We start from the raw sequence: 19275 nt of genomic DNA on the forward strand, positions 1-19275 counted from the left end.
CGCTGGCCGCACACACTGCCATTCGACCGAACCGGGTGCCAAAAAACCGTTTTGTCGGATGATTGTCCGGCACGGCCGTCGTTTGGCATGTGACTGAAACGAGAAAGCAATTTGAAATGAACTGCAGTGAACGAGAAGCCGGCTTCCCCTGAAAGCATCGGCCTCTCGCGTCGGCTCAATGATCGCGCTCCAGCGACGCCATGTTCCGCAAGCTCGGGAACAGCCGCATCCACGTCAGCGCGACGGCGATCGTCGCCGCGCCGCCGACGACGATCGCCGCGGGCGCGCCCCACCACGCAGCCGTCACGCCCGATTCGAATTCGCCGAGTTGATTCGACGTGCCGATGAACAGCGAATTGACCGCGCTCACGCGACCGAGCATGTCGTCGGGCGTACGCAGTTGCACGAGCGACAGTCGCACGACGACGCTCACGACATCCGACGCGCCGAGCGCCGCCAGCGCGACGAGCGACAGCGCGAAATGCGTCGACAGCCCGAACACGATCGTCGCGACGCCGAACGCGATCACGCCGCCGAACATCGCGCGGCCCGGCCGCCCCTTCAATGGAAAACGCGTGAGCCACAGCGTGCCCGCGAGCGCGCCGACTGCCGGCGCCGCGCGCAACGCGCCGAGCCCCCACGGGCCGACCTGCAGGATGTCGCGCGCATAGATCGGCAACAACGCGGTCGCGCCGCCGAACAGCACGGCGAACAGGTCGAGCGACAGCGCGCCGAGAATCGCGGGTTCGCGCCGGATGAACGCGATGCCGGAAAACACCGAGCGCAGCGTGACCGGCTCGCGGGCGGGCGGCGCGCCGCGCAGCGGAATCGTGCCGCTCAGCATCGCCGCGATCGCGAATGCCGCGACGCTCGTGCCGAACGCGACGGGCGCGCCGACACCGTAGAGCAGCCCGCCGAACGCGGGCCCGAGAATCTGCGCGGCCTGGTTCGCGGACGTCGACAACGCGGTCGCGCGCGGCAGGTCGCTGCGCGGCACGACGGCCGGCAACAGCGACGACACCGACGGCGACTCGAACGCGCGGGCCGTGCCGACGATCGCCGCGAGCGCGTACACGGCCGGCGCGGCGAGCCATCCTTGCATCGCGCCGAGCAGGAACACGCCGGCGGCCAGCGCCTCGACGCTCTGGCAGATCGTCGCGATGCGCCGACGGTCGTAGCGGTCGGCCACCTGCCCGACGACGAGCGTCAGCGCGAACATCGGCACGAACTGTGCGAGGCCGACGAGACCGAGCGCGAATGCGCTGTGCGTGAGTGCATACACGTACCAGCCGATGGCCACCGACAGGATCTGGAAGGCCAGCGACGACATCACGCGCGTGCCCCAGAAACGCTGGAACGGCGCGTGGCGGAACAGGTTGGCGGGTAACGGGGACAACGGACTGGAATCGGGCACGGGGGTAGTCATCGGGGTCTCGGCGGTTGGCGGTGCGCACTGCAACCGTTCGGGAACAGCGACGCCGCACGCGAGTGGGCGTGCGGTAACGGTGCGGACGCGGCCAAATCGCGATGATATGCCAACGGCTGAAAACCGGCCGGCCGCCGGCACGCGCGCCGTCGAGCCGGCACACCGCACAAAAAAAAAAGCGCGAACCGCGGTTCGCGCCAAAGAGAGACCTCGCTGAAGACGTCACACCACCCCACCACCCCGCTTAGAACGAATGCCGCATCCCGATCCGCACGTCGGCCTGCGTTTGCGTCGTCGACGGCGTGAAGCTGTAGCCGATCACCGCATCGACACCCTGCGACGCGCGCAGATAGTCGCCGGAGATGTACACGTCGGTGCGCTTCGACAGCAGGTAATGCAGGCCGGCCGTGCCCTGGTTCCAGTGATGGCCTTCGAAGCGCGTGTGCTGGTAGCCCGCGATGAAGCTCAGCGCCGGCGTGAACTGGTACAGGCCGCCGCCTTCGTACACCTGCATGTGCGACGACTGGCCGAAGCCCTTGATCGTCGTATACGAGTAGTTGGCGTCGAGCGTCAGCTTGCCGATCGTGTAGCTCGTGCCGATGCCGAACGTGCCCTGGCTGTCGACGTCCATCGGCGTGTTCGCGAACAGGTCGGTGCGCGCGCCGGTCGCGGGATCGACGGTGACGGTCTGCTGGCCGAGGAACGTGTGCGTGCCGATCATCGCGTACGGATCGAACGCGTAGATGCCGTTCGGGTTGTTCAGGCGCGTGTACGCGGCGCCGATCGAGAAGTCGCCCTTCGTGAAGCTCGCGCCCGCGCTCCATGCGCTGTTGCGATGGAAGTTGCCCGCGACGTTGCCGAACGAGTACATCGCGCCGACCTTGAAGCCGCTCATGTCGTTCGACAGGAACTTCACCGAATTCGGCAGGCGGTCGCCGTTGAAGCGGTCGAAGTCGCCCTGGTGGATCGCATAGCCGCTGCCCCACGCCGAGATGTTGTAGATCGACACCAGTTCGTTCGTGATGTCGAGCTGGTTACCGAACGACAGCGTGCCCCAGTCGTTCTGCAGGCCGACATACGCCTGCCGTCCGAATTCGGCGCCGCCGAAGCCGAGTTGCCCGTTGCCGAGACGGAAGCCGCTCTCGAGCGCGAACACGGCCTTCAGGCCGCCGCCCAGGTCTTCGGTGCCCTTGAGGCCGAAGCGGTTTCCGTATGCGACGCCGTCGTCGAACTTGACCACGTGCGAACCGCCCGTGTTGTTCACGTAGGTGATCCCGGCGTCGAGAATCCCGTACAGCGTCACGCTGCTTTGCGCATGCCCGATGGCGGGAATACAGGCCGCGCATGCAAGCGCGGCGGCTACGGCAACTTTCGTGTGCTTCATTGTCGACCACCCTCCCTGAACCGTTCGATGGATAGAATCGCTTCCCGACGCGTGCCGCGATGCGCCGGTGGATTCGAATTCAGACCGCCCCGCTGGCTTCGGCATTTCGTTTTCCGCAATAACGCAGCCATTGGCGAAAAATACAAACCCATATTTCGCGTCACCCGTCTGAAGGCGACACTAAATGGTCACGATGCGACGGATCGGGAAAACACGTAGACAGGCGGCACGGTGAAAACCGGCCGCCCGAAGAGAGGGAATCAGCGCGCGTCGAGGGCCGCGCGCACGGCCGGCAGGCCCGGTGCGCCGGCCGCCGTCGTCACGCCGTCGAGCCAGGCGGCAACCAACGCGGGCTCGGCCTTCAGCGCATGCTGCGCCGCGAGCGCGGGCGACGTCTTGTTGTCGAGCATGTCGGCGATCATCCGGTTCTCGACGTCGACCGAGAACGTCATCTGCCGGAACAGCCGCGCGAGATTCGCGCACTGGCCGGCGAACCCGGAACGCGTGACCGTGTTGACCGTCGCGCCGCCGTAGTTCGGGCCGAAATACGCATCGCCGCCCGACAGATACGTCAGATGGAACTTCGTGTTCATCAGATGCGGCTCCCACGCGAGAAACACGATCCAGCGCTTGTCGCGCACCGCGCGCTCGACCTGCGTGAGCATGCCGGTCTCGCTCGATTCGACGAGCGACCAGTTCGCGGACCCGAGCGCGTGGTCGGACAGCATCCGCTTGATGTTCTGGTTCGCGGGCGCGCCGGGCTCGATCCCGTAGATCTTGCCGCCGAAGCGGTCCGCGTAGCGCGCGAGATCGGCGAACGTATGCACGCCGGCGGCGGCCACATAGTCGGGCACCGCGAGCGTGAACTTCGCGCCGCTCAAGTTCGCATGCAGCACGTCGATCGATTTCTCGTCGACGAACGGCTTCACGAGCGGCGCCTGGGCGGGCATCCAGTTGCCGAGGAACACGTCCACCTGCCCCTTCTTCAACCCCTGGTACGTGATCGGCACCGACAGGTTCGCCACGTCCTGCCGATAGCCGAGCGCCTTCAGCACGACGCCCGCCATCGCGTTCGTCGCGTCGATGTCGGTCCAGCCGGGCGCCGCCATCTTCACGTCGCTGCACGTCTGCGGATCGGCGGCAGACGCAGGCTGCATCGCCACCACGCACGCGGCGGCGGCGAACGCCGCGCCGATCCTTCGGATTGCTGCATTGCCTTGCCGTTTCATGGTTCGCTTCCTCCGTCGTTTTTCAATGACCGCGATGCCGGACGCTCAGCGCCCGACGCGCGGAAAACGCGCCATCGCCTCGAGCGTGTCGAGTTCGATGTGATTGCGCATGTAGCGCTGGCTCGCGTCGGTGAACGGCTGCCAGTCCCACGCCTGGATGCGGCCCTGCGTCGTCGCCGCGTAATGGAAACGCCGGCGCCGCTGGCTCGCGCGCACCTGCCTGTCCAGCTCGGGCAGGTTCCAGCGCTGCGCGGCGTGCGCGCGGAACGCGGCGAGCACGTCGGCGGCTTCCGGCCGGCCGGCCAGGTTCGTCAGTTCGCGCGGGTCGTCGGACAGGTTGTAGAGCTGATCGGGATCGGCCGGGCAATGCACGTATTTCCAGTCGCCGCGGCGGATCATCACGACCGGCGCGAGCGCGCCTTCCGCGAGGTATTCGCCGAGCGCGACATCGTGCGCGGGCGTGCCGTGCAGATGCGGCACGAGGCTCGCGCCGTCGACCGGGTCCGGCCAGCCGCCGGCGGGCGCGGCGCCGGCCAGCTCGACGAGCGTCGGCAGCAGGTCGACGTGCGACACGGGCCCGCGCACGCGCGCGGCGTCGAAGCGGCCCGGCGCATGCACGATCAGCGGCACGCGGCAGCCGCCTTCGAAGAACGTCATCTTGTACCAGAGGCCGCGCTCGCCGAGCATGTCGCCGTGGTCGGACGTGACGATCACGATCGTGTCGTCGGCGAACCCGCATTGCTCGAGCGCGGCCAGCACGCTGCCGAACTGCGTATCGACGTAGGACGTCGCGCCGTAATACGCGCGGCGTGCGGCGCGGATCTGCGCGTCGGTCGGCGGCGTGCGGTCGTTCTCGCAGACGAAGCGCAGCCGCTGCGAATGCGGATCGCTGTCGGCCGCATCGAGCCGCACGGCCGGCATGTCGATCTCGTCATCGTCGTAGCGATCCCAGTATTCGCGCGTGATCGCGTACGGGTCGTGCGGATGGGTCAGCGACACGACCATGCAGAACGGCCGCGCATCGTGCCCGGCCGCGCGCTCGCGCGCGACGTCGTACAGCTTCTGCTTCGCGGCGAACGTGACCTCGTCGTCGAAGTCGAGCTGGTTCGTGCGCACGCACGGGCCGGCGTCGAGCACCGAACTCATGTTGTGATACCAGCTCGGCCGCTCGGTCGGGCTGTCCCAGTCGGGCACCCAGCCGAAATCGGCCGGATAGATGTCGGTCGTGAGGCGTTCCTCGAAGCCGTGCAACTGGTCGGGCCCGCAGAAATGCATCTTGCCGGACAGCATCGTCCGGTAGCCGCCCGCGCGCAGGTAGTGCGCGAACGTCAGCGTTTGCGCCGGCAATTCGGCGGCGTTATCGTAGGCGCCGATCCCCGACGGCAGCTTGCCGGTCAGCAGCGAGAAGCGCGACGGCGCGCACAGCGGGCTCGCGCAGTAAGCGGCGTCGAACACCACGCCTTCGGCGGCGAGCCGGTCGAGCGTCGGCGTGCGGGCGACGCGGTTACCGTAGGCCGGCAGCGCGAACGGCGTGAGCTGGTCGGCCATCAGGATCAGGATGTTGGGTGTCGGGTTCGTCATCGGCGGTCGTGGGGAAAGCGGTGTTCGAATGGAACGGCTCGCCGTTCGGGCAGCGAGACGTCCGGCATGACGGAGGCGGCCTGAAGAAACTGCCGCGCGGGCGGGCCGCGCTGGCTAGAATCGCGGGAGGCCTGTCGGCCGCCACGGAGCGCGTGTGCCGCACCGTCCGCCGCACTATCGCCCGCCCGAATTCGCGCGGGTAGGCGTCCGGCCCTTATGGGGCCATTAGAGGGACTTATGTCGAAACCCGAACCGTTACCGTCGATGCAGGCGCTGCGCGCGTTCGAATCGGCCGCCCGGCTCGCGAGCTTCACGGCCGCCGCGCGCGAGCTCGGCTCGACGCAACCGGCCGTGAGCCAGCAGGTGTATCAACTCGAAGCCGAACTCGGCGTGCCGCTGTTCGAACGCAGCCCGCGCGGCGTCACGCTGACCGCCGATGGCGAGTGCCTGTACGAAGCCGTGCGCCTGAGCCTCGACACGCTGCGCGGCGCGACCGCGACGCTGCGCGCGCGCCGCGAGCACGGCGCGCTCACGATCGTCACCGACTTCGGTTTCGCGACCTACTGGCTGATGCCGCGTCTGGCCGGGTTGAAGCGCGTGATGCCGGACGTCGACGTACGCGTCGTCACGTCACAGGATTACGACGCGCAGCGTGACCACGGCGACATCGCGATCCTGTTCGGCGACGGCCACTGGCCGTCGTGCACGGCCGCGCGGCTGTTTCCGGAATCCGTGACGCCCGTCTGCGCGCCCGCGTTCCGCGACGCGCACCCGGGCGTCACGCGGCCCGACCATCTGCTCGCGCTACCGCTGCTGCACGTGCAGCCGACGCGCCCCGAGCGCTGGCTGTCGTGGTCGGGCTGGTTCGACGCGCACGGCCTGGAACCGCCACCCGCCGCCCGCGGCGTGACCTTCAACAGCTATGCGCTCGTGATCCATGCGGCGCTGCTCGGCGAAGGCGTGGCGCTCGGCTGGTCGCCGCTCGTCGACGAACTCGTCGCGTGCGGCCAGCTCGTGAAACTGGTCGATGCGCCCGTCGTCACGTCGCGCGGCTACTTCCTGGTGCGGCCGCCGCAGCGGCCCGAGCCGGACGCGACGCACGTGTTCCGGCGCTGGCTGCTCGACGCGTGCGCGGGGGCCTGACGCAGCGCCCGTCCCGCCGGCCCCGCTGGCGCACCGATACCAGCCACACGGCGGGTTGGTTCTATCCCGCCCGAAATCGTCCTGATTTACTTGAGTCTCCCGCTACCCGCGCGGCGCGGCGCTGTCGTGCGCCGCCGCGCGGCCGTGCGCCCCTGCCATCCGAGGAGTCTCATGACCGCCGAGCACCGCCCCGATCAATTCGTCCTGACACTGTCGTGCCCGAGCGCGGCCGGCCAGGTCGCCGCCGTCGTCGGCTTTCTCGATCGCCATCGCTGCTATGTCGATGCGCTGAACGTGTTCGACGACGATCTCAGCAACCGCTTCTTCGTGCGCTGCGTGTTTCATCCGACGGATGAAACGCTGCAGATCGACGCGCTGCGCCAGGAATTCGCCCCGATCGCGGCCGGACTCGGCGGCCACGCGGGCGACATGCAATGGGCGATCCACGACGTCAATGCGCGGCCGAAGGTGCTGATCATGGTGTCGAAGCTCGAGCACTGCCTCGCGGACCTGCTGTTCCGCTGGCGGATGGGCGAGCTGAAGATGGACATCGTCGGCATCGTGTCGAACCACCCCGACTTCGAGCCGCTCGCCGCGCAGCACGGACTGCCGTTCCGGCACTTCCCGATCACGGCCGAGACCAAGGCGCAGCAGGAAGCGCAATGGCTCGACTTCTTCGAATCGAGCGGCGCCGAGCTCGTGATCCTCGCACGCTACATGCAGGTGCTGTCGCAGGAGACGAGCGCGAAGCTCGCGAATCGCGCGATCAACATCCACCACTCGTTCCTGCCCGGCTTCAAGGGCGCGAAGCCGTATCACCAGGCGCATGCGCGCGGCGTGAAGCTGATCGGCGCGACCGCGCACTTCGTCACCGACGATCTCGACGAAGGCCCGATCATCGAGCAGGTCGTCGAGCGTGTCGATCATGCATTGCGTCCCGAGCAACTGCTCGCGGTGGGACGCGACGTCGAAAGTCTCACGCTCGCGCGTGCGGTGAAGGCGTTCATCGAGCGGCGGGTGTTTTTGAACGGCGACCGGACGGTGGTGTTTCCGTAAGCAGACCGCCGTCGCGTTCGAAGGCGGCAGAAACGAACAAGGCCCGACCGGCGTGTTCCGTTCGGGCCTTTTTTTGCCGTCGTGTTGCGCCGGCGCTTCTCGCGATGGCCCCGTGTGCGGTTTGCGGAGCCATCGCGTGCTGCCACACGCACGCATCGGCATGCATTACCGCATCACTTCACCCACGCGAAGTAATACGACAGCCAGATCGTCAGCCCCGCACCGATCAGCGCCGCATACGGCATCAGGCTCAGCCACATCGCGCGCTGCGGCACTTCGAGCTCCATGTCGCGCTGCATCTGCGCGGGGAAACGGCCGCGATCCTGCCAGTAGTGGCGGAACAGGAACACCGGCACGATCAGCAGCATCGCGATCAGCCCGTTGCGCAGCGTGCCTTCACCCTGCAGGTTCGCGCCCGCGCCGACGTAGACGAGGTTCGCATAGCCGCAGATCGAGCCCGCGACGAGCAGCCAGGTCGGGCAGCGGAACGGCCGGTCCCAGTTGCCGCGATCCATCCGGTGGATCCAGCCGGACTGGAGATTCAGGAATACGAACAGCATGTAGCAGACGTTCGAGATCGACAGCACCGTCATGTAGTCCGACATCATCAGCAACACGAGGTTGAAGCCGAGATCGGTCCACATCGCGCGCGTGGGCGAGCCGTGCTCGTTCACGTGCGACAGGTACTTCGGCAGCCAGCCGTCGACCGATGCCTGGTACAGCGTGCGCGACGAGCCCATCATCGACGTCATCACGATCAGCAGGATCGACAGCATCAGCATCACGACGACCGCGTTCGCGACCCACGCGCCGCCGCCGACGATCTTCGCCATCGCGGCCGCGACGCCGGTGCCGTCGCCAATCGCCGGATCGAGCATCGCCTGCGTGCCGAGCGCGCCCTGGAACGCCATCGGTACGAGCGTCATCACGACGAGACACAACGCACCCGACCAGAAAATCGCCTTGGCGGTATCGCGCCGCGGATCGCGGAATTCGCGCGTATAGCAGACGGCCGTCTCGAAGCCGTACGAGGCCCAGCCGGCCATGAACATCGCGCCGAGCGCCATCGTCACGCCCTGCCCGTTCCACGAGCCGAAGGTCGCGGCCGTGAGGTTGCCCTGCGCGTCGTGACCGAGCGGCAGCAACGGGAGCAGGTTCGACATCGGCACGTCGCCGGTGACGAACGGCACGATGCCGACGATCAGGAGCGGCGTGAGCGATGCAATCCCGAGAATGCGCTGCGTACGCGCAGCCTTCGATGCGCCGCTATGCTGAAGCTTGAACGTGATGAGAAGCAGAATCGTCGCGATGATGAACGTCGCGTTGATTCGCAGAGACAGACCCGGCTTGATGAAACCGAGATCCGCAACCTTGAGTTGCCAGTGCAGCACCGCCGCATCGGCGGGAAAGAGGCTCGTGAGCGCATAGCTCGCCGCGAGGCCACAGCCGAGCGCAAGCATCGGCGACCACGCGAGCCAGTTGCACCACACGGACACCGGGGCAATCAGCTTGCTGTAACGGACCCAGCCAATCGCGCCGTACACCGACGCGCCGCCCGATTTATGGGGAAATAGCCCCGATATTTCCGCATAAGTCGCGCTTTGAATCAGCCCCATCGTGATCGCGGCGATCCAGATCGCCCACGCGGGCTGGCCGATCGTCGCGCATACGCCGCCGATCGTGAACAGCACGCCTGCCGGCACGCCGCTCGTCACCCAAAAAGCGTCTTTCCAGGTCAGGCCACGATGCAGCGTGTGGCCCGTCGAATCATGTGAGATGGGTGTTCCAACATCACTGGTGCGGTTCGCACGCAGTCCTGCCTGACTCATCCAGTTCCTCCTGTGATGATTCTGCACAAGCGCCGTAGTGTAACAACTTACGGGCTTTTTTGCAGAATCTGAAAAAGAATTCCGGGATATGGCCGCATTACATCCTGATTGTTTCGGATTCCTGCATGCCATTCCCGGCGTGTTTTTATGATGATTCGTACGACGTATGTCGAGGTGCTTACTGCGCGCCTTCCGTCCACGAATTCACGCGGTCCGCATGGGCTGCGATCCACGCGTCGGCGGCTGCTTCCGGCTTCGAGCCGTTCTGGATCGCCAGCATCACGCTGTCGATTTCACCCGGCTTCCACTGGAATTTCTTCAGGAATGCGACGACCGGCTTCGCCTTGGTTTCGAGGCCCGGATTCACGACGCTGTCGACGTGCTCGGCGCCGCCGAACACCTTCTTCGGATCCTCGAGGAAGCGCAGCTTCCATTTCGCGAACATCCAGTGCGGCGCCCAGCCCGTCACGATCACCGGCTTGTTCGCGCCCACCGAACGCGACAACTCGGCCGTCATCGCGCTGCCCGAGCTCGGCATCAGCGTGTAGTTCAGCCCGTAGCTCTTGATCGCGTCGTCGGTCTTGCGCATCACGCCGGCGCCCGCATCGATGCCGACGATCCGGCCGCCGAAGCTGCCCTTCTCGGCGTTCAGGTCGTCGATGCTCTTCGCCTTCACGTACGCGGGCACGATCAGGCCGATCTTCGCATCGGGGAAATTCGCGCCGAGGTCGACGACCTTGGCCTTGTACTCGTCCCAGTACGAGCCGTGCGTGACCGGCAGCCACGCGGACAGCGTCGCATCGAGATCGCCGCGCGCAACGCCCTGCCACATGATGCCGGCCGCGACCGGCACGAGCTTCACTTCGTAGCCGAGCTTCTTCTCGATCACGCGGGCCGCGACGTTCGACGTCGCGACGCTGTCGTCCCAGCCTTCGACGTAGCCGATTTTCAGCGTCGGCTTCGTATCGGCGAGCGCCGATGCGCTCAATGCCACCATCGCCGACAGAGCGCCGGTCCACAACAGCTTTCCGAACAGTTTCATGGTCGATCTCCTTGGTCTGCGCACCGTGCGCGTTGTCTCTCTAGGTTCTTCAACCACAAATCCGCGGTATCGTTGTTTTCCGACGGAAGCTTGTCCGGACGCGACGCGCCCGGACAGCCGATGGCCTGTTTCGACTACTTGTCGATCACGAGATCCGACAGCGGCTTGCTGCAGCACAGCAGCACCATCCCCTGATCGATCTCGCGCTGGCGGATGCCGCCGTTGTGCTTCATCTCGACCTGCCCCGACACCAGCTTCACCTTGCAGGTGCCGCACATGCCCTGCGTGCACGAGGCCGGCAGCCGCACGCCCGACTGGCGCGCCGCGTCGAGCACGTGCTGCTCCGAGCCGCACGCGATCTCGCGGTTGCTCTTCGCGAAGCTGACCGTGTACTGCTTCGTCGCGGCGTCGACACCGTCGGCGGCCGGCACGAGTTCGGCGAGCACTTCGTCGCTCGCGGTCTGCGCGAGCGTCTCGAACGAGAAGCTTTCCTCGTGATACTGCTTGCGATCGAAGCCGGCTTCGTCGAGCAGGTCGCGCACCGCCTTCATGTACGGCGCGGGGCCGCACGTGAAGATCTCGCGTTCCATGAAATCCGGCGCGATCAGCTTCAGCAGCGGCAGCGTCAGGAAGCCCGTGACGCCCGGCCAGTTGGTACGTGCGCCGACGCGCTCGACGACGAACGACGTGCGGAAATTCGTGTGGTTCGACGCGATCAGGTCGAGCTCGCGCGCGAAGATGATGTCGTCCGGCGTACGCGCGCTGTGCACGAACAGGATGTCGCGATCCTCGGCGAGATCATGGTGCGCGCGGCTCATCGACATCAGCGGCGTGACGCCCGAGCCGGCCGACAGGAACAGGTACTTGCGCGCCGGATGCCGTGCGCACGTGAATTCGCCGGCCGGGCCGAGCACGCGTACCGCCGCGCCCGGCTGCAGGTTGTCGTGCAGCCAGTTCGACACCTTGCCGCCCGGCACGCGCTTGACCGTGATCGAGATCGTGTGCGGCCGCGCCGGCGACGACGAGATCGTGTAGCAGCGATTGATCGTCTCGCCGTCGATGTCGAGCTCGAGCGTGATGAACTGCCCGGGCTCGAACGAAAACGTGCGGCCCTGCGGCGAACGGAAGAAGAAGCTCTTCACGTCGTGGGTTTCCTGCCGCACGTGGCAGCACACCAGCGTTTCCTCGACGTCGCTCGTCCAGCGCTCGGGCAGCGCGTTCCAGAACGCCGGGTGCGTCACCCGGCTGTCCGCCGGCTCGAAATTGGCCGCATCTCGCATCATGTCTTGCTCCGCATATACGCTGCTAAGTACTACGCGCCGGTTTTTTCGGCGAGCCGGCCGATGTACCAGGCCGAGAATTTTTCGACGAGACCTTCCGTGTACGGCGAATACGGGCCCGGCTCGTACGCGCTGCTGGTCGCGCCGCGCTGCGAGAATTCGACGAGCGCGCGATCCTGGTCGTTGGTCGCGTTCCACACGGCCGTGAGGTTCTTCACGTCGTAGTCGATGCCTTCCTTCGCGTCCTTGTGCACGAGCCACTTCGTGCGCACGAGCGTCTTGCCGGCCGACAGCGGGATCACCGAGAACGTCACGATGTGATCGCTCATGAAGTGGTGCCACGAGTTCGGCTGCGTCCAGAACGACAGCCCGCCGAGATCGGCCTTGTCGAAGCCGCCGAGCAGCTTCTTCGACGCGACCTTCGCGTCGAGCGTCTGCGATTCGCCGTGGCGATCGAGCGGCAGGCGCTGCGTGCGGAAACCCGTCACGTCGAGCAGCTTCTCGATTTCGGCGGACGGCAGGCCCATCTCGGCCCACTCCTTGCCGCGCCGCACGCACGTTTCGGCGAATGCGTCCATGCCTTCGGCGTTCGCGTCGGAACGCTGGTAGCCGAAGCCGTATTCGTACAGCGAGATCGTCAGCTCCGGATGGTTCGCGACGCAGTGATAGCACTCGCGGTTGTTCTCCATCGTGAGCTTCCAGTTGCCTTCCTCGATGATGTCGATCTGCGCGGCGATCTTCGTGTTCGGCAGGTCGTGCGGCAGCAGGTACGGCTCCATCTCGGCGCGCATCTGCGCGAAATCGACCGGCGGCTCGTCCGCGAGGCAGATGAAGATCAGGCCCGCGAGATTCTCGACGTGCACCGACTTCAGGCTGTGCTTGCAGCGATCGAACTTCTCGCCCATGTGCTCGGCGAACATCAGCTGGCCCGTCAGGTTGTAGGTCCAGCTGTGGTACGGGCACACGATGTTGCCGACCGAGCCTTTATCTTCGTTGCACAGGCGCGCGCCGCGGTGACGGCACACGTTGTGGAACGCGCGGATCGCCATGTCGTCGTCGCGCACGATCAGGATCGAATCGCTGCCCAGCTCCACTGTCACGTAGTCGCCCGGCTCGGGAATGTCCGGTTCGATCGCCACCTGGATCCAGTGCTGGCGGAAAATCGCCTCCATGTCGAGCGCGAAGATGTCCTCGCTCGTGTAGAACGGTGCGTCGAGGCTGTGCCCTTCCTTGCGCCGCTCGATCAATGCACGAATGTCTGCCGATACTTTCATCGTTTGCTCCGGATTCCTTGCATCCCTGGGTTCTTGCCGACAGGCATCAAAATCAGTAGTCGATGAGCTGATGCTCGCGCAAATACGCGAGGATCACTTGTGCTTTTTCGACCGAACTCCCTTCATTTACGACGTTGCCGCCACGGCTTTCGGTCGTCGTCGCGGACAGCATCCGCGCATGCCCGGAGCGCTTCTCGGCGGCAACCAGCTTTACGGGTTTACGCTCGACCGGGCCGACCGTCCACGCGGCCGCATCGGCGTCCGCGCCGGGCGCCGCGAGCGCGGGCCGGATCGCGCCGGCGCGCAGCCGCGCATACGCATAGCGCGGCTCCACGCTCGCAAGCGGATGCACGGCGACGACGGCCGGCAGCGCCGCGTCGACACGCCGCCGCAGCCCTTTCGGCAAAAATTGCCGAACCGCCGCGCGACCGCCGTCGACCGTCACGTCGACGGCCGAGCCCACGAGCGGATAGCCGAGCGCCGCGGCGATGCGATACGGCAGCATCCCGGTGTCGTACGCGCCCTCGGCGCGCGTGCCGGTCAGCACAAGGTCGTAGCCGTCGAGGCGCGCGGCGAGTGCGTGCACGGCATCGTCGCCGTCGCGGCAGGCCAGCACTTCGACCTCTCGCGCACCGAGCGCCAGATACTCGGCGAGCGCCGCATTCGCGGGGTCGCCGGCATGAATCACATCGAGCGTCGCGCGATGCTTGTCGGCGAGCTGCCGGCCGGTTTCGAGCGCGGCCGCATCGTTGCGGCTGTAGCGCGCGACGCCGCTGACCGGATGCCGGCCGACGGACACGAGCACCGCGATGCGTTGCAAGGGACGAGGGGCGTTCATGCGGCGACTCCTTCGGGTTCACGGGTACCGACCGCGGCCGGCGATTCGCCGCGCGCGGCCCGCGCGGCCTGGACCTGTTCGATCAGCGCGGCGATCGTCGCCTGCGCGTCGCCGACCACCGTCAGGTTCGCGCGCTTCGCGATCGGCGCGCTGCCGTCGAGGTTGACCGCGATCACGTGGCGGCAATCCTTGATCCCCTGCAGGTGCTGCACCGCGCCCGAGATGCCGAACGCGATGTACACGCTCGCCTCGACCGTCTTGCCGGTCGCGCCGACCTGCTTGTCGCGCGTGAAGTGGCCGTTGTCGACCGCGACGCGGCTCGCGCCGATCGCCGCGCCGAACACGCCGGCCAGCCGCTCGAACGCGCCGATGTCCGACACGCCGTTGCCGGCCGACACGATGAAATCGGCTTCCTCGAGCGCGACCTGGGCTGCGTCGATTTCGTCGAGGCCGAGATCGCGGTACGGCTGCGCGGCATCCCGCGCCGGGCGGATGAAGTCGGCGGCGACGCGCTCGCCCGCACCGACGAACGGCAGCTTCGCGTCCACCGCGTTCTGCGCGAGCAGGATCACGTCGGGCAGCGCCCGGGTGGCAAACGCACGCCCGGCCTGCGCATACGCGCCCACATGCTTCGCGTCGATTTCGACGACGTGGGTCGCGACGCTCGCGCCGGCGGCCGCCGCGTAACGCCGGCCGAGATCGCCGTCGCCCGTCGCGTTGTCGGGCACGAACACGTGCTTCGGTGCGAGCGCGGCCACGCAGGCCTGCAATGCTTGCAGTTCGCTTTCGGGATCGAACGCACGGCGCTCGAAGCCGGCCAGCTCGATCAGCTTGTCGACGCCGAGTTCCGCGACGTCATCCTTCAGTTCGCCGAACGCGAGCAGCGCGACTTCCGTCTGCGCATCGGCGAGCACGGCGGCAGCGGCAATCGCCTGCCGCGAATGGTCGTCGAGCGCGCCGCGTTCGCTGTGCGCGACCACCAGCATCACGTGCTTCGGGTCCTGCAGCGCGCGGCGCGGCTTCGCGGCCGCGCCGCCATGACCGTGCGCGGACCACTGCGCGGCGTTCGCATCGGCGCTGCCTTCCTCGCCGAGCGTGATGCGCTTCAGGCCGGCGGCCGTGATGATGAACGGCCGGCGCGGATCGATTCGTTTGATCGTATTCATCGATTCACTCCAGCGAGGCAGCGACGAGTTCGGCGACGTCGAGCACGTCGGGGCGCGGGCCCACGACACCTTCGAGCATGGCCGTGCAGTTCGGGCACGCAACCGCGACCACGTCCGCGCCGATCGTGCGCGCGTCGGCGATGCGGATGTCCGGAATGCGCTGCTTGCCGGGGATGTCGGTCAGCGGCGCACCGCCGCCACCGCCGCAGCAGCGGCCGCGCATGCCGTTGCGCTCCATCTCGACGACCTGGATGCCGATCGTCTTCAACAGCTTGCGCGGTGCTTCGATCTCGCCGTTGTAGCGGCCGAGGTAGCACGGATCGTGATACGTGGTGCGCTTCTCCTGCAGCGCCTCGACCGCCTTCGGCGCGATCTTGCCGCTGTCGGCGAGTTCGGCCAGATAGGTCGTGTGATGCTTGACCGTCACGCGCAGTCCGAGCGCACGGTATTCGTTGCGCAGGCTGTGCATCACGTGCGGGTCGGCCGTCACGATCTGCTGGTACGACAGCGTGCCGAGCGTGCCGATCAGGCGCTTCGCCATCTGCTGGAACGTCGCTTCGTCGCCGAGCCGGCGGGCGACGTCGCCCGTATCGGTCTCGGTCGGGCCAAGCACCGCGTAATCGACGCCCGCCTTGTTCAGCACCTTGACGAACGCGCGCAGCGTACGCTGGTAGCGCATGTCGAACGCGCCTTCGCCCGCGACGAACAGCACGTCGACCGGCTTGCCCGGCTGCGCGACCGGCGCGCTCAGGTCGACCGACCAGTCGTAGCGCGCGGCCGTGTCGTAGCCGCCCATCGTGCCCGTCTCGCGCAGGTTCGCGAGCACTTCCTGGCCCTTGCCCGGCACCGTGCCGTGCACGAGCGTGCGGTTGCGGCGCATGTCGACGATCGCGTCGACGTGCTCGATCAGCATCGGGCATTCCTGCACGCATGCGCGACAGGTCGTGCACGACCACAGCGTCTGTTCCTCGATCAGGCCCGACACGATCGGGCCGTTCGGCTCGCCGCGATGCTGGCCGACCGGGAGGCCCGGCGACGGGCTGCCCGCGTACGCCGCATCGGTGCCGCCGGCCATCCCGACCACGAGATCCTGGATCAGCTTCTTCGGATTCAGCGGCTGGCCCGACGCGAACGCGGGGCACGCGGCTTCGCACTTGCCGCACTGCACGCATGCGTCGAAGCTCAGCAACTGGTTCCAGCGGAATTCGACCGGCTTCGCGACGCCGTACTCCTGATGCTCGATGTCCGGCAGCTTCAGTGCGGTCGGCGGCGTGGCCGTGCCGTTGCCGGTGAACGATTCACGGGTGGCCGCGAAACGCTCCTGGCGCGGGTGGAACGCGAGATGCAGCAGGCCGGCGATCGCGTGCTTCATCGGGCCGCCCTTCGCGGCGCCGACCGTCATCGTGAACGCGCCGATGCCGATCAGCAGCGCGCAGAGCACCGCGAACGCGCCCGACATCGCGCCGGTCGGCACCAGCATGAACAGCACGAGGCCGAGCGCGAACGAACCGAGCAGCCAGGGCAGCGTGTTCCACGGGCCGCGCGACAGGCGCGCCGGCACGTCCTTCGCCGCGCGGCGGCGCCACACGAACACCGCGCCGACCAGCATCGCGAGCGCCGCGACGAAGATCAGCTTGTCGAGCCACGGCGAGTAGATCGCGAGGCCGTAGTTGACGAACACCAGTGCGAGCGCGCCGATCGCGCCGCCGGCGGTCGCGACGTGAGTCTTCGCGATGTACGGATCGCGGGCGACCACGTGGTGCAGGTCGACGAAATAACGCTTCGGAATCGCGAACAGGTTCGCGACGCCGAACGAGCCGGGCGCCGTCGCGCGGCCCAGACGCCAGTAGGACGAGCGCTTCGCGACCGCGAACGCGAGCCCCGCCACCGACAGCCACAACAGGGCGGTAATGAGGAAGGACGGGTTCATCTTTTAGAAATCCTTCACGAGACGCAGCGAGTCGTAGATCGCACCGTGGACGTTGTGCATCGAGATGCAGTCGCCGACACGGAACAGCAGGAAACGGCCGTTGCCGAGCTCTTCCGACAGGCACGGTTGCGGCTCGGCCGCGAACAGCGTGTGCGGATCGATCTGGCCGCGGTTCACCGATTCCGGCTTGAGCTTCCAGTACAGCTCGTCGTTCGGCGACGAACCGTTCTCGATCACCACCTGGTCAACGGCGCGCTCTTCCAGTTCTTCCGTGTATTCGTTGCGCAGCACGGCGATCATCTTGCCGTTCTCTTCATAGACGCGATCGAGCATCGTGTTCGGCGTCGGAATCACGCCGAACGCGTACAGGCGACGGTAGAAAATCGGGAACGTCGTGCCGCCGCAGTCGTCGGCCACCTTCACGTCGGGCGTCACCACCTCGACCTTCGAGCCACGGCTCGCCATGAAGTCGGCCACGCCCGCGCCGGCATGCGTGCTCACGCCGTCGAACAGCAGCACGTTCTGCTTCGGCTCGACCTTGCCGGTCAGGATGTCCCACGAGCTGACCGCGAGGCCTTCGGCCACGCCCCACGCCGGCACCTGCCACGTGAAGCTCGACCCGCCCGTCGCGAGCACGACGATGTCCGGCTTCTCGGCCATGATCATCTTCTCGTCGGCGGCCACGCCGAGGCGCCGGTCGACGCCCAGACGCTTCGTTTCCATGTCGAACCAGCGGATGATCCCCGACATCTGTTCGCGCTGCGGCGCCTTCGCGGCGATCATCACCTGGCCGCCCACTTCCGCGTTCTTCTCGAACAGCACGACGTCGTGGCCGCGCAGCTTCGCGACACGCGCCGCCTCCAGGCCCGCGGGACCCGCGCCGACCACCACGACCTTGCGCTTCGGGCCACGCGACTTCTCGATGATGTGCGGCATCGTCGCTTCGCGCGACGTCGCCGCGTTCTGGATGCACAGCACGTCGAGGCCGTTGTACTGACGGTCGATACAGTAGTTCGCGCCGACGCACTGCTTGATTTCGTCCTCGCGGCCGTCGCGGATCTTGATCACCATGTGCGGATCGGCGATCTGCGCGCGCGTCATGCCGACCAGGTCGATCATCCCGTTTGCGAGCAGGCGCTCGGCCTGGCCCGCATCGCGGATGCTCTGCGCGTGCATCACCGGAATCTTCACGACCGACTTGATGCCGGCCGCGAGGTGCACGAACGGCTCCGGCGGCAACGCCATCGGCGGCATGCAGTTGGCGATCGTGTTGTGCGTGTCGCCGCCCGAGCCGACCACGCTCAGGTAGTCGATCAGGCCCGTCTCCGACATCGCCTGCGCGATTTCCTTCAGCGCCTCGTGATCGAGGCCGTCCTCGTGGAATTCGTCGCCGCACATGCGCAGGCCGACGCAGAAATCCTTGCCGACCGCCTCGCGCACGGCCGTCAGCACTTCGATGCCGAAGCGCAGGCGGTTTTCGAGGCTGCCGCCCCATTCGTCGGTGCGATGGTTCGAACGCTTGCTCCAGAACTGGTCGATCAGGTGCTGGTGCGCGGCGGAGATTTCGATGCCGTCCATGCCGGCCGCCTTCACGCGCTTCGCGGCCGCCGCGAAATCACCGATGATGCGGCGGATTTCCTCGATCTCGATGATCTTCGCATTGCCGCGGTGCACGGGTTCGCGCACGCCCGACGGCGACATCAGGTGCGGCCAGTGCTCGCCGTGGAACGACGAGCGGCGGCCCATGTGCGTCGCCTGGATCATGATTTTCGCGCCGTGCTTGTGCATCGTGTCGGCCAGGCGCGTGAGCGGGTCGATGATCTTGTCGGTCGACAGGTTCACCGATTTCCACCAGCCCTGCGGGCTGTCGATCGACACCGGGCTCGAACCGCCGCAGATGGCCAGGCCGACGCCGCCCTTCGCCTTTTCTTCGTAGTAGCGGATATAGCGGTCGCCCGGCAGGCCGCCCGGCTCGGCGTACACCTCCGCGTGCGCGGTGCTGACGATCCGGTTGCGCAGCGTCAGCTGGTTCAGCTGCATGGGTTTGAACAGGTGGGGATAACGCATCGCTGGCGACCTCTGGCGTTCGAATGTCTC

The 19275-nt window shown here is 66.9% G+C and carries 14 protein-coding genes; 2 read left to right on the forward strand and 12 right to left on the reverse strand.

Features of this window, described 5'->3' with window-relative positions; translation table 11 throughout:
• Window positions 1-175: 175 nt before the first annotated feature.
• The 4 genes from DFS13_RS25655 to betC form a co-directional block, all read right to left on the reverse strand.
• Complete coding sequence (locus tag DFS13_RS25655) at window positions 176-1426, reverse strand: MFS transporter (RefSeq protein WP_034178327.1); 1251 nt, start codon at window positions 1424-1426, stop codon at window positions 176-178.
• Between the two features lie 244 nt (window positions 1427-1670).
• The gene (locus DFS13_RS25660) at window positions 1671-2810 is read right to left on the reverse strand and encodes a porin (protein WP_006483801.1); all 1140 of its coding nucleotides are present in this window, start codon (window positions 2808-2810) and stop codon (window positions 1671-1673) included.
• Between the two features lie 260 nt (window positions 2811-3070).
• A complete protein-coding gene (gene choX, locus DFS13_RS25665; RefSeq protein ID WP_006483794.1) occupies window positions 3071-4039 on the reverse strand; it encodes a choline ABC transporter substrate-binding protein in 969 nt (322 codons plus the stop codon).
• Between the two features lie 45 nt (window positions 4040-4084).
• On the reverse strand, window positions 4085-5620 hold the full coding sequence (gene betC / locus DFS13_RS25670) for a choline-sulfatase (RefSeq protein WP_006491381.1): 1536 nt from the start codon (window positions 5618-5620) through the stop codon (window positions 4085-4087).
• 237 nt (window positions 5621-5857) lie between these two features.
• Here betC and DFS13_RS25680 point away from each other — a divergent pair, with 237 nt between their 5' ends.
• Entirely contained in the window at window positions 5858-6763 is a 906-nt protein-coding gene (locus DFS13_RS25680) for a choline sulfate utilization transcriptional regulator (RefSeq protein WP_006486273.1), read from the forward strand.
• Window positions 6764-6934: 171 nt separating this feature from the next.
• On the forward strand, window positions 6935-7819 hold the full coding sequence (purU, locus tag DFS13_RS25685) for a formyltetrahydrofolate deformylase (protein WP_006486276.1): 885 nt from the start codon (window positions 6935-6937) through the stop codon (window positions 7817-7819).
• 173 nt (window positions 7820-7992) lie between these two features.
• On the opposite strand, the gene DFS13_RS25690 is transcribed toward purU, so the two are convergent.
• The 8 genes from DFS13_RS25690 to DFS13_RS25725 form a co-directional block, all read right to left on the reverse strand.
• Complete coding sequence (locus DFS13_RS25690; RefSeq protein ID WP_006486278.1) at window positions 7993-9648, reverse strand: APC family permease; 1656 nt, start codon at window positions 9646-9648, stop codon at window positions 7993-7995.
• A gap of 178 nt (window positions 9649-9826) precedes the next feature.
• Window positions 9827-10690 carry a glycine betaine ABC transporter substrate-binding protein gene (locus DFS13_RS25695; RefSeq protein ID WP_006486270.1) on the reverse strand — a complete coding sequence of 288 codons (864 nt, stop codon included), beginning with the start codon at window positions 10688-10690 and terminating at the stop codon, window positions 9827-9829.
• Between the two features lie 134 nt (window positions 10691-10824).
• The gene (locus DFS13_RS25700; RefSeq protein WP_006498749.1) at window positions 10825-11973 is read right to left on the reverse strand and encodes a hybrid-cluster NAD(P)-dependent oxidoreductase; all 1149 of its coding nucleotides are present in this window, start codon (window positions 11971-11973) and stop codon (window positions 10825-10827) included.
• Between the two features lie 29 nt (window positions 11974-12002).
• Complete coding sequence (locus DFS13_RS25705; protein WP_006486272.1) at window positions 12003-13244, reverse strand: SRPBCC family protein; 1242 nt, start codon at window positions 13242-13244, stop codon at window positions 12003-12005.
• Window positions 13245-13296: 52 nt separating this feature from the next.
• Window positions 13297-14082, reverse strand: coding sequence for an electron transfer flavoprotein subunit beta/FixA family protein (locus DFS13_RS25710; RefSeq protein ID WP_006491387.1), 786 nt, complete (start codon window positions 14080-14082; stop codon window positions 13297-13299).
• Window positions 14079-15248: an electron transfer flavoprotein subunit alpha/FixB family protein gene (locus tag DFS13_RS25715; RefSeq protein ID WP_006488991.1), complete on the reverse strand. Its 1170-nt coding sequence runs from the start codon at window positions 15246-15248 to the stop codon at window positions 14079-14081. The genes DFS13_RS25710 and DFS13_RS25715 overlap by 4 nt, the downstream gene beginning before the upstream one ends.
• A 4-nt stretch (window positions 15249-15252) precedes the next feature.
• On the reverse strand, window positions 15253-17178 hold the full coding sequence (locus DFS13_RS25720; RefSeq protein WP_034201981.1) for a (Fe-S)-binding protein: 1926 nt from the start codon (window positions 17176-17178) through the stop codon (window positions 15253-15255).
• A gap of 3 nt (window positions 17179-17181) precedes the next feature.
• A complete protein-coding gene (locus DFS13_RS25725) occupies window positions 17182-19245 on the reverse strand; it encodes an NADH:flavin oxidoreductase (RefSeq protein ID WP_006488987.1) in 2064 nt (687 codons plus the stop codon).
• Window positions 19246-19275: the final 30 nt, after the last annotated feature.

The organism is Burkholderia sp. 28_3, assembly GCF_003253915.1.
In the GTDB taxonomy this organism is placed as follows: domain Bacteria; phylum Pseudomonadota; class Gammaproteobacteria; order Burkholderiales; family Burkholderiaceae; genus Burkholderia; species Burkholderia cenocepacia.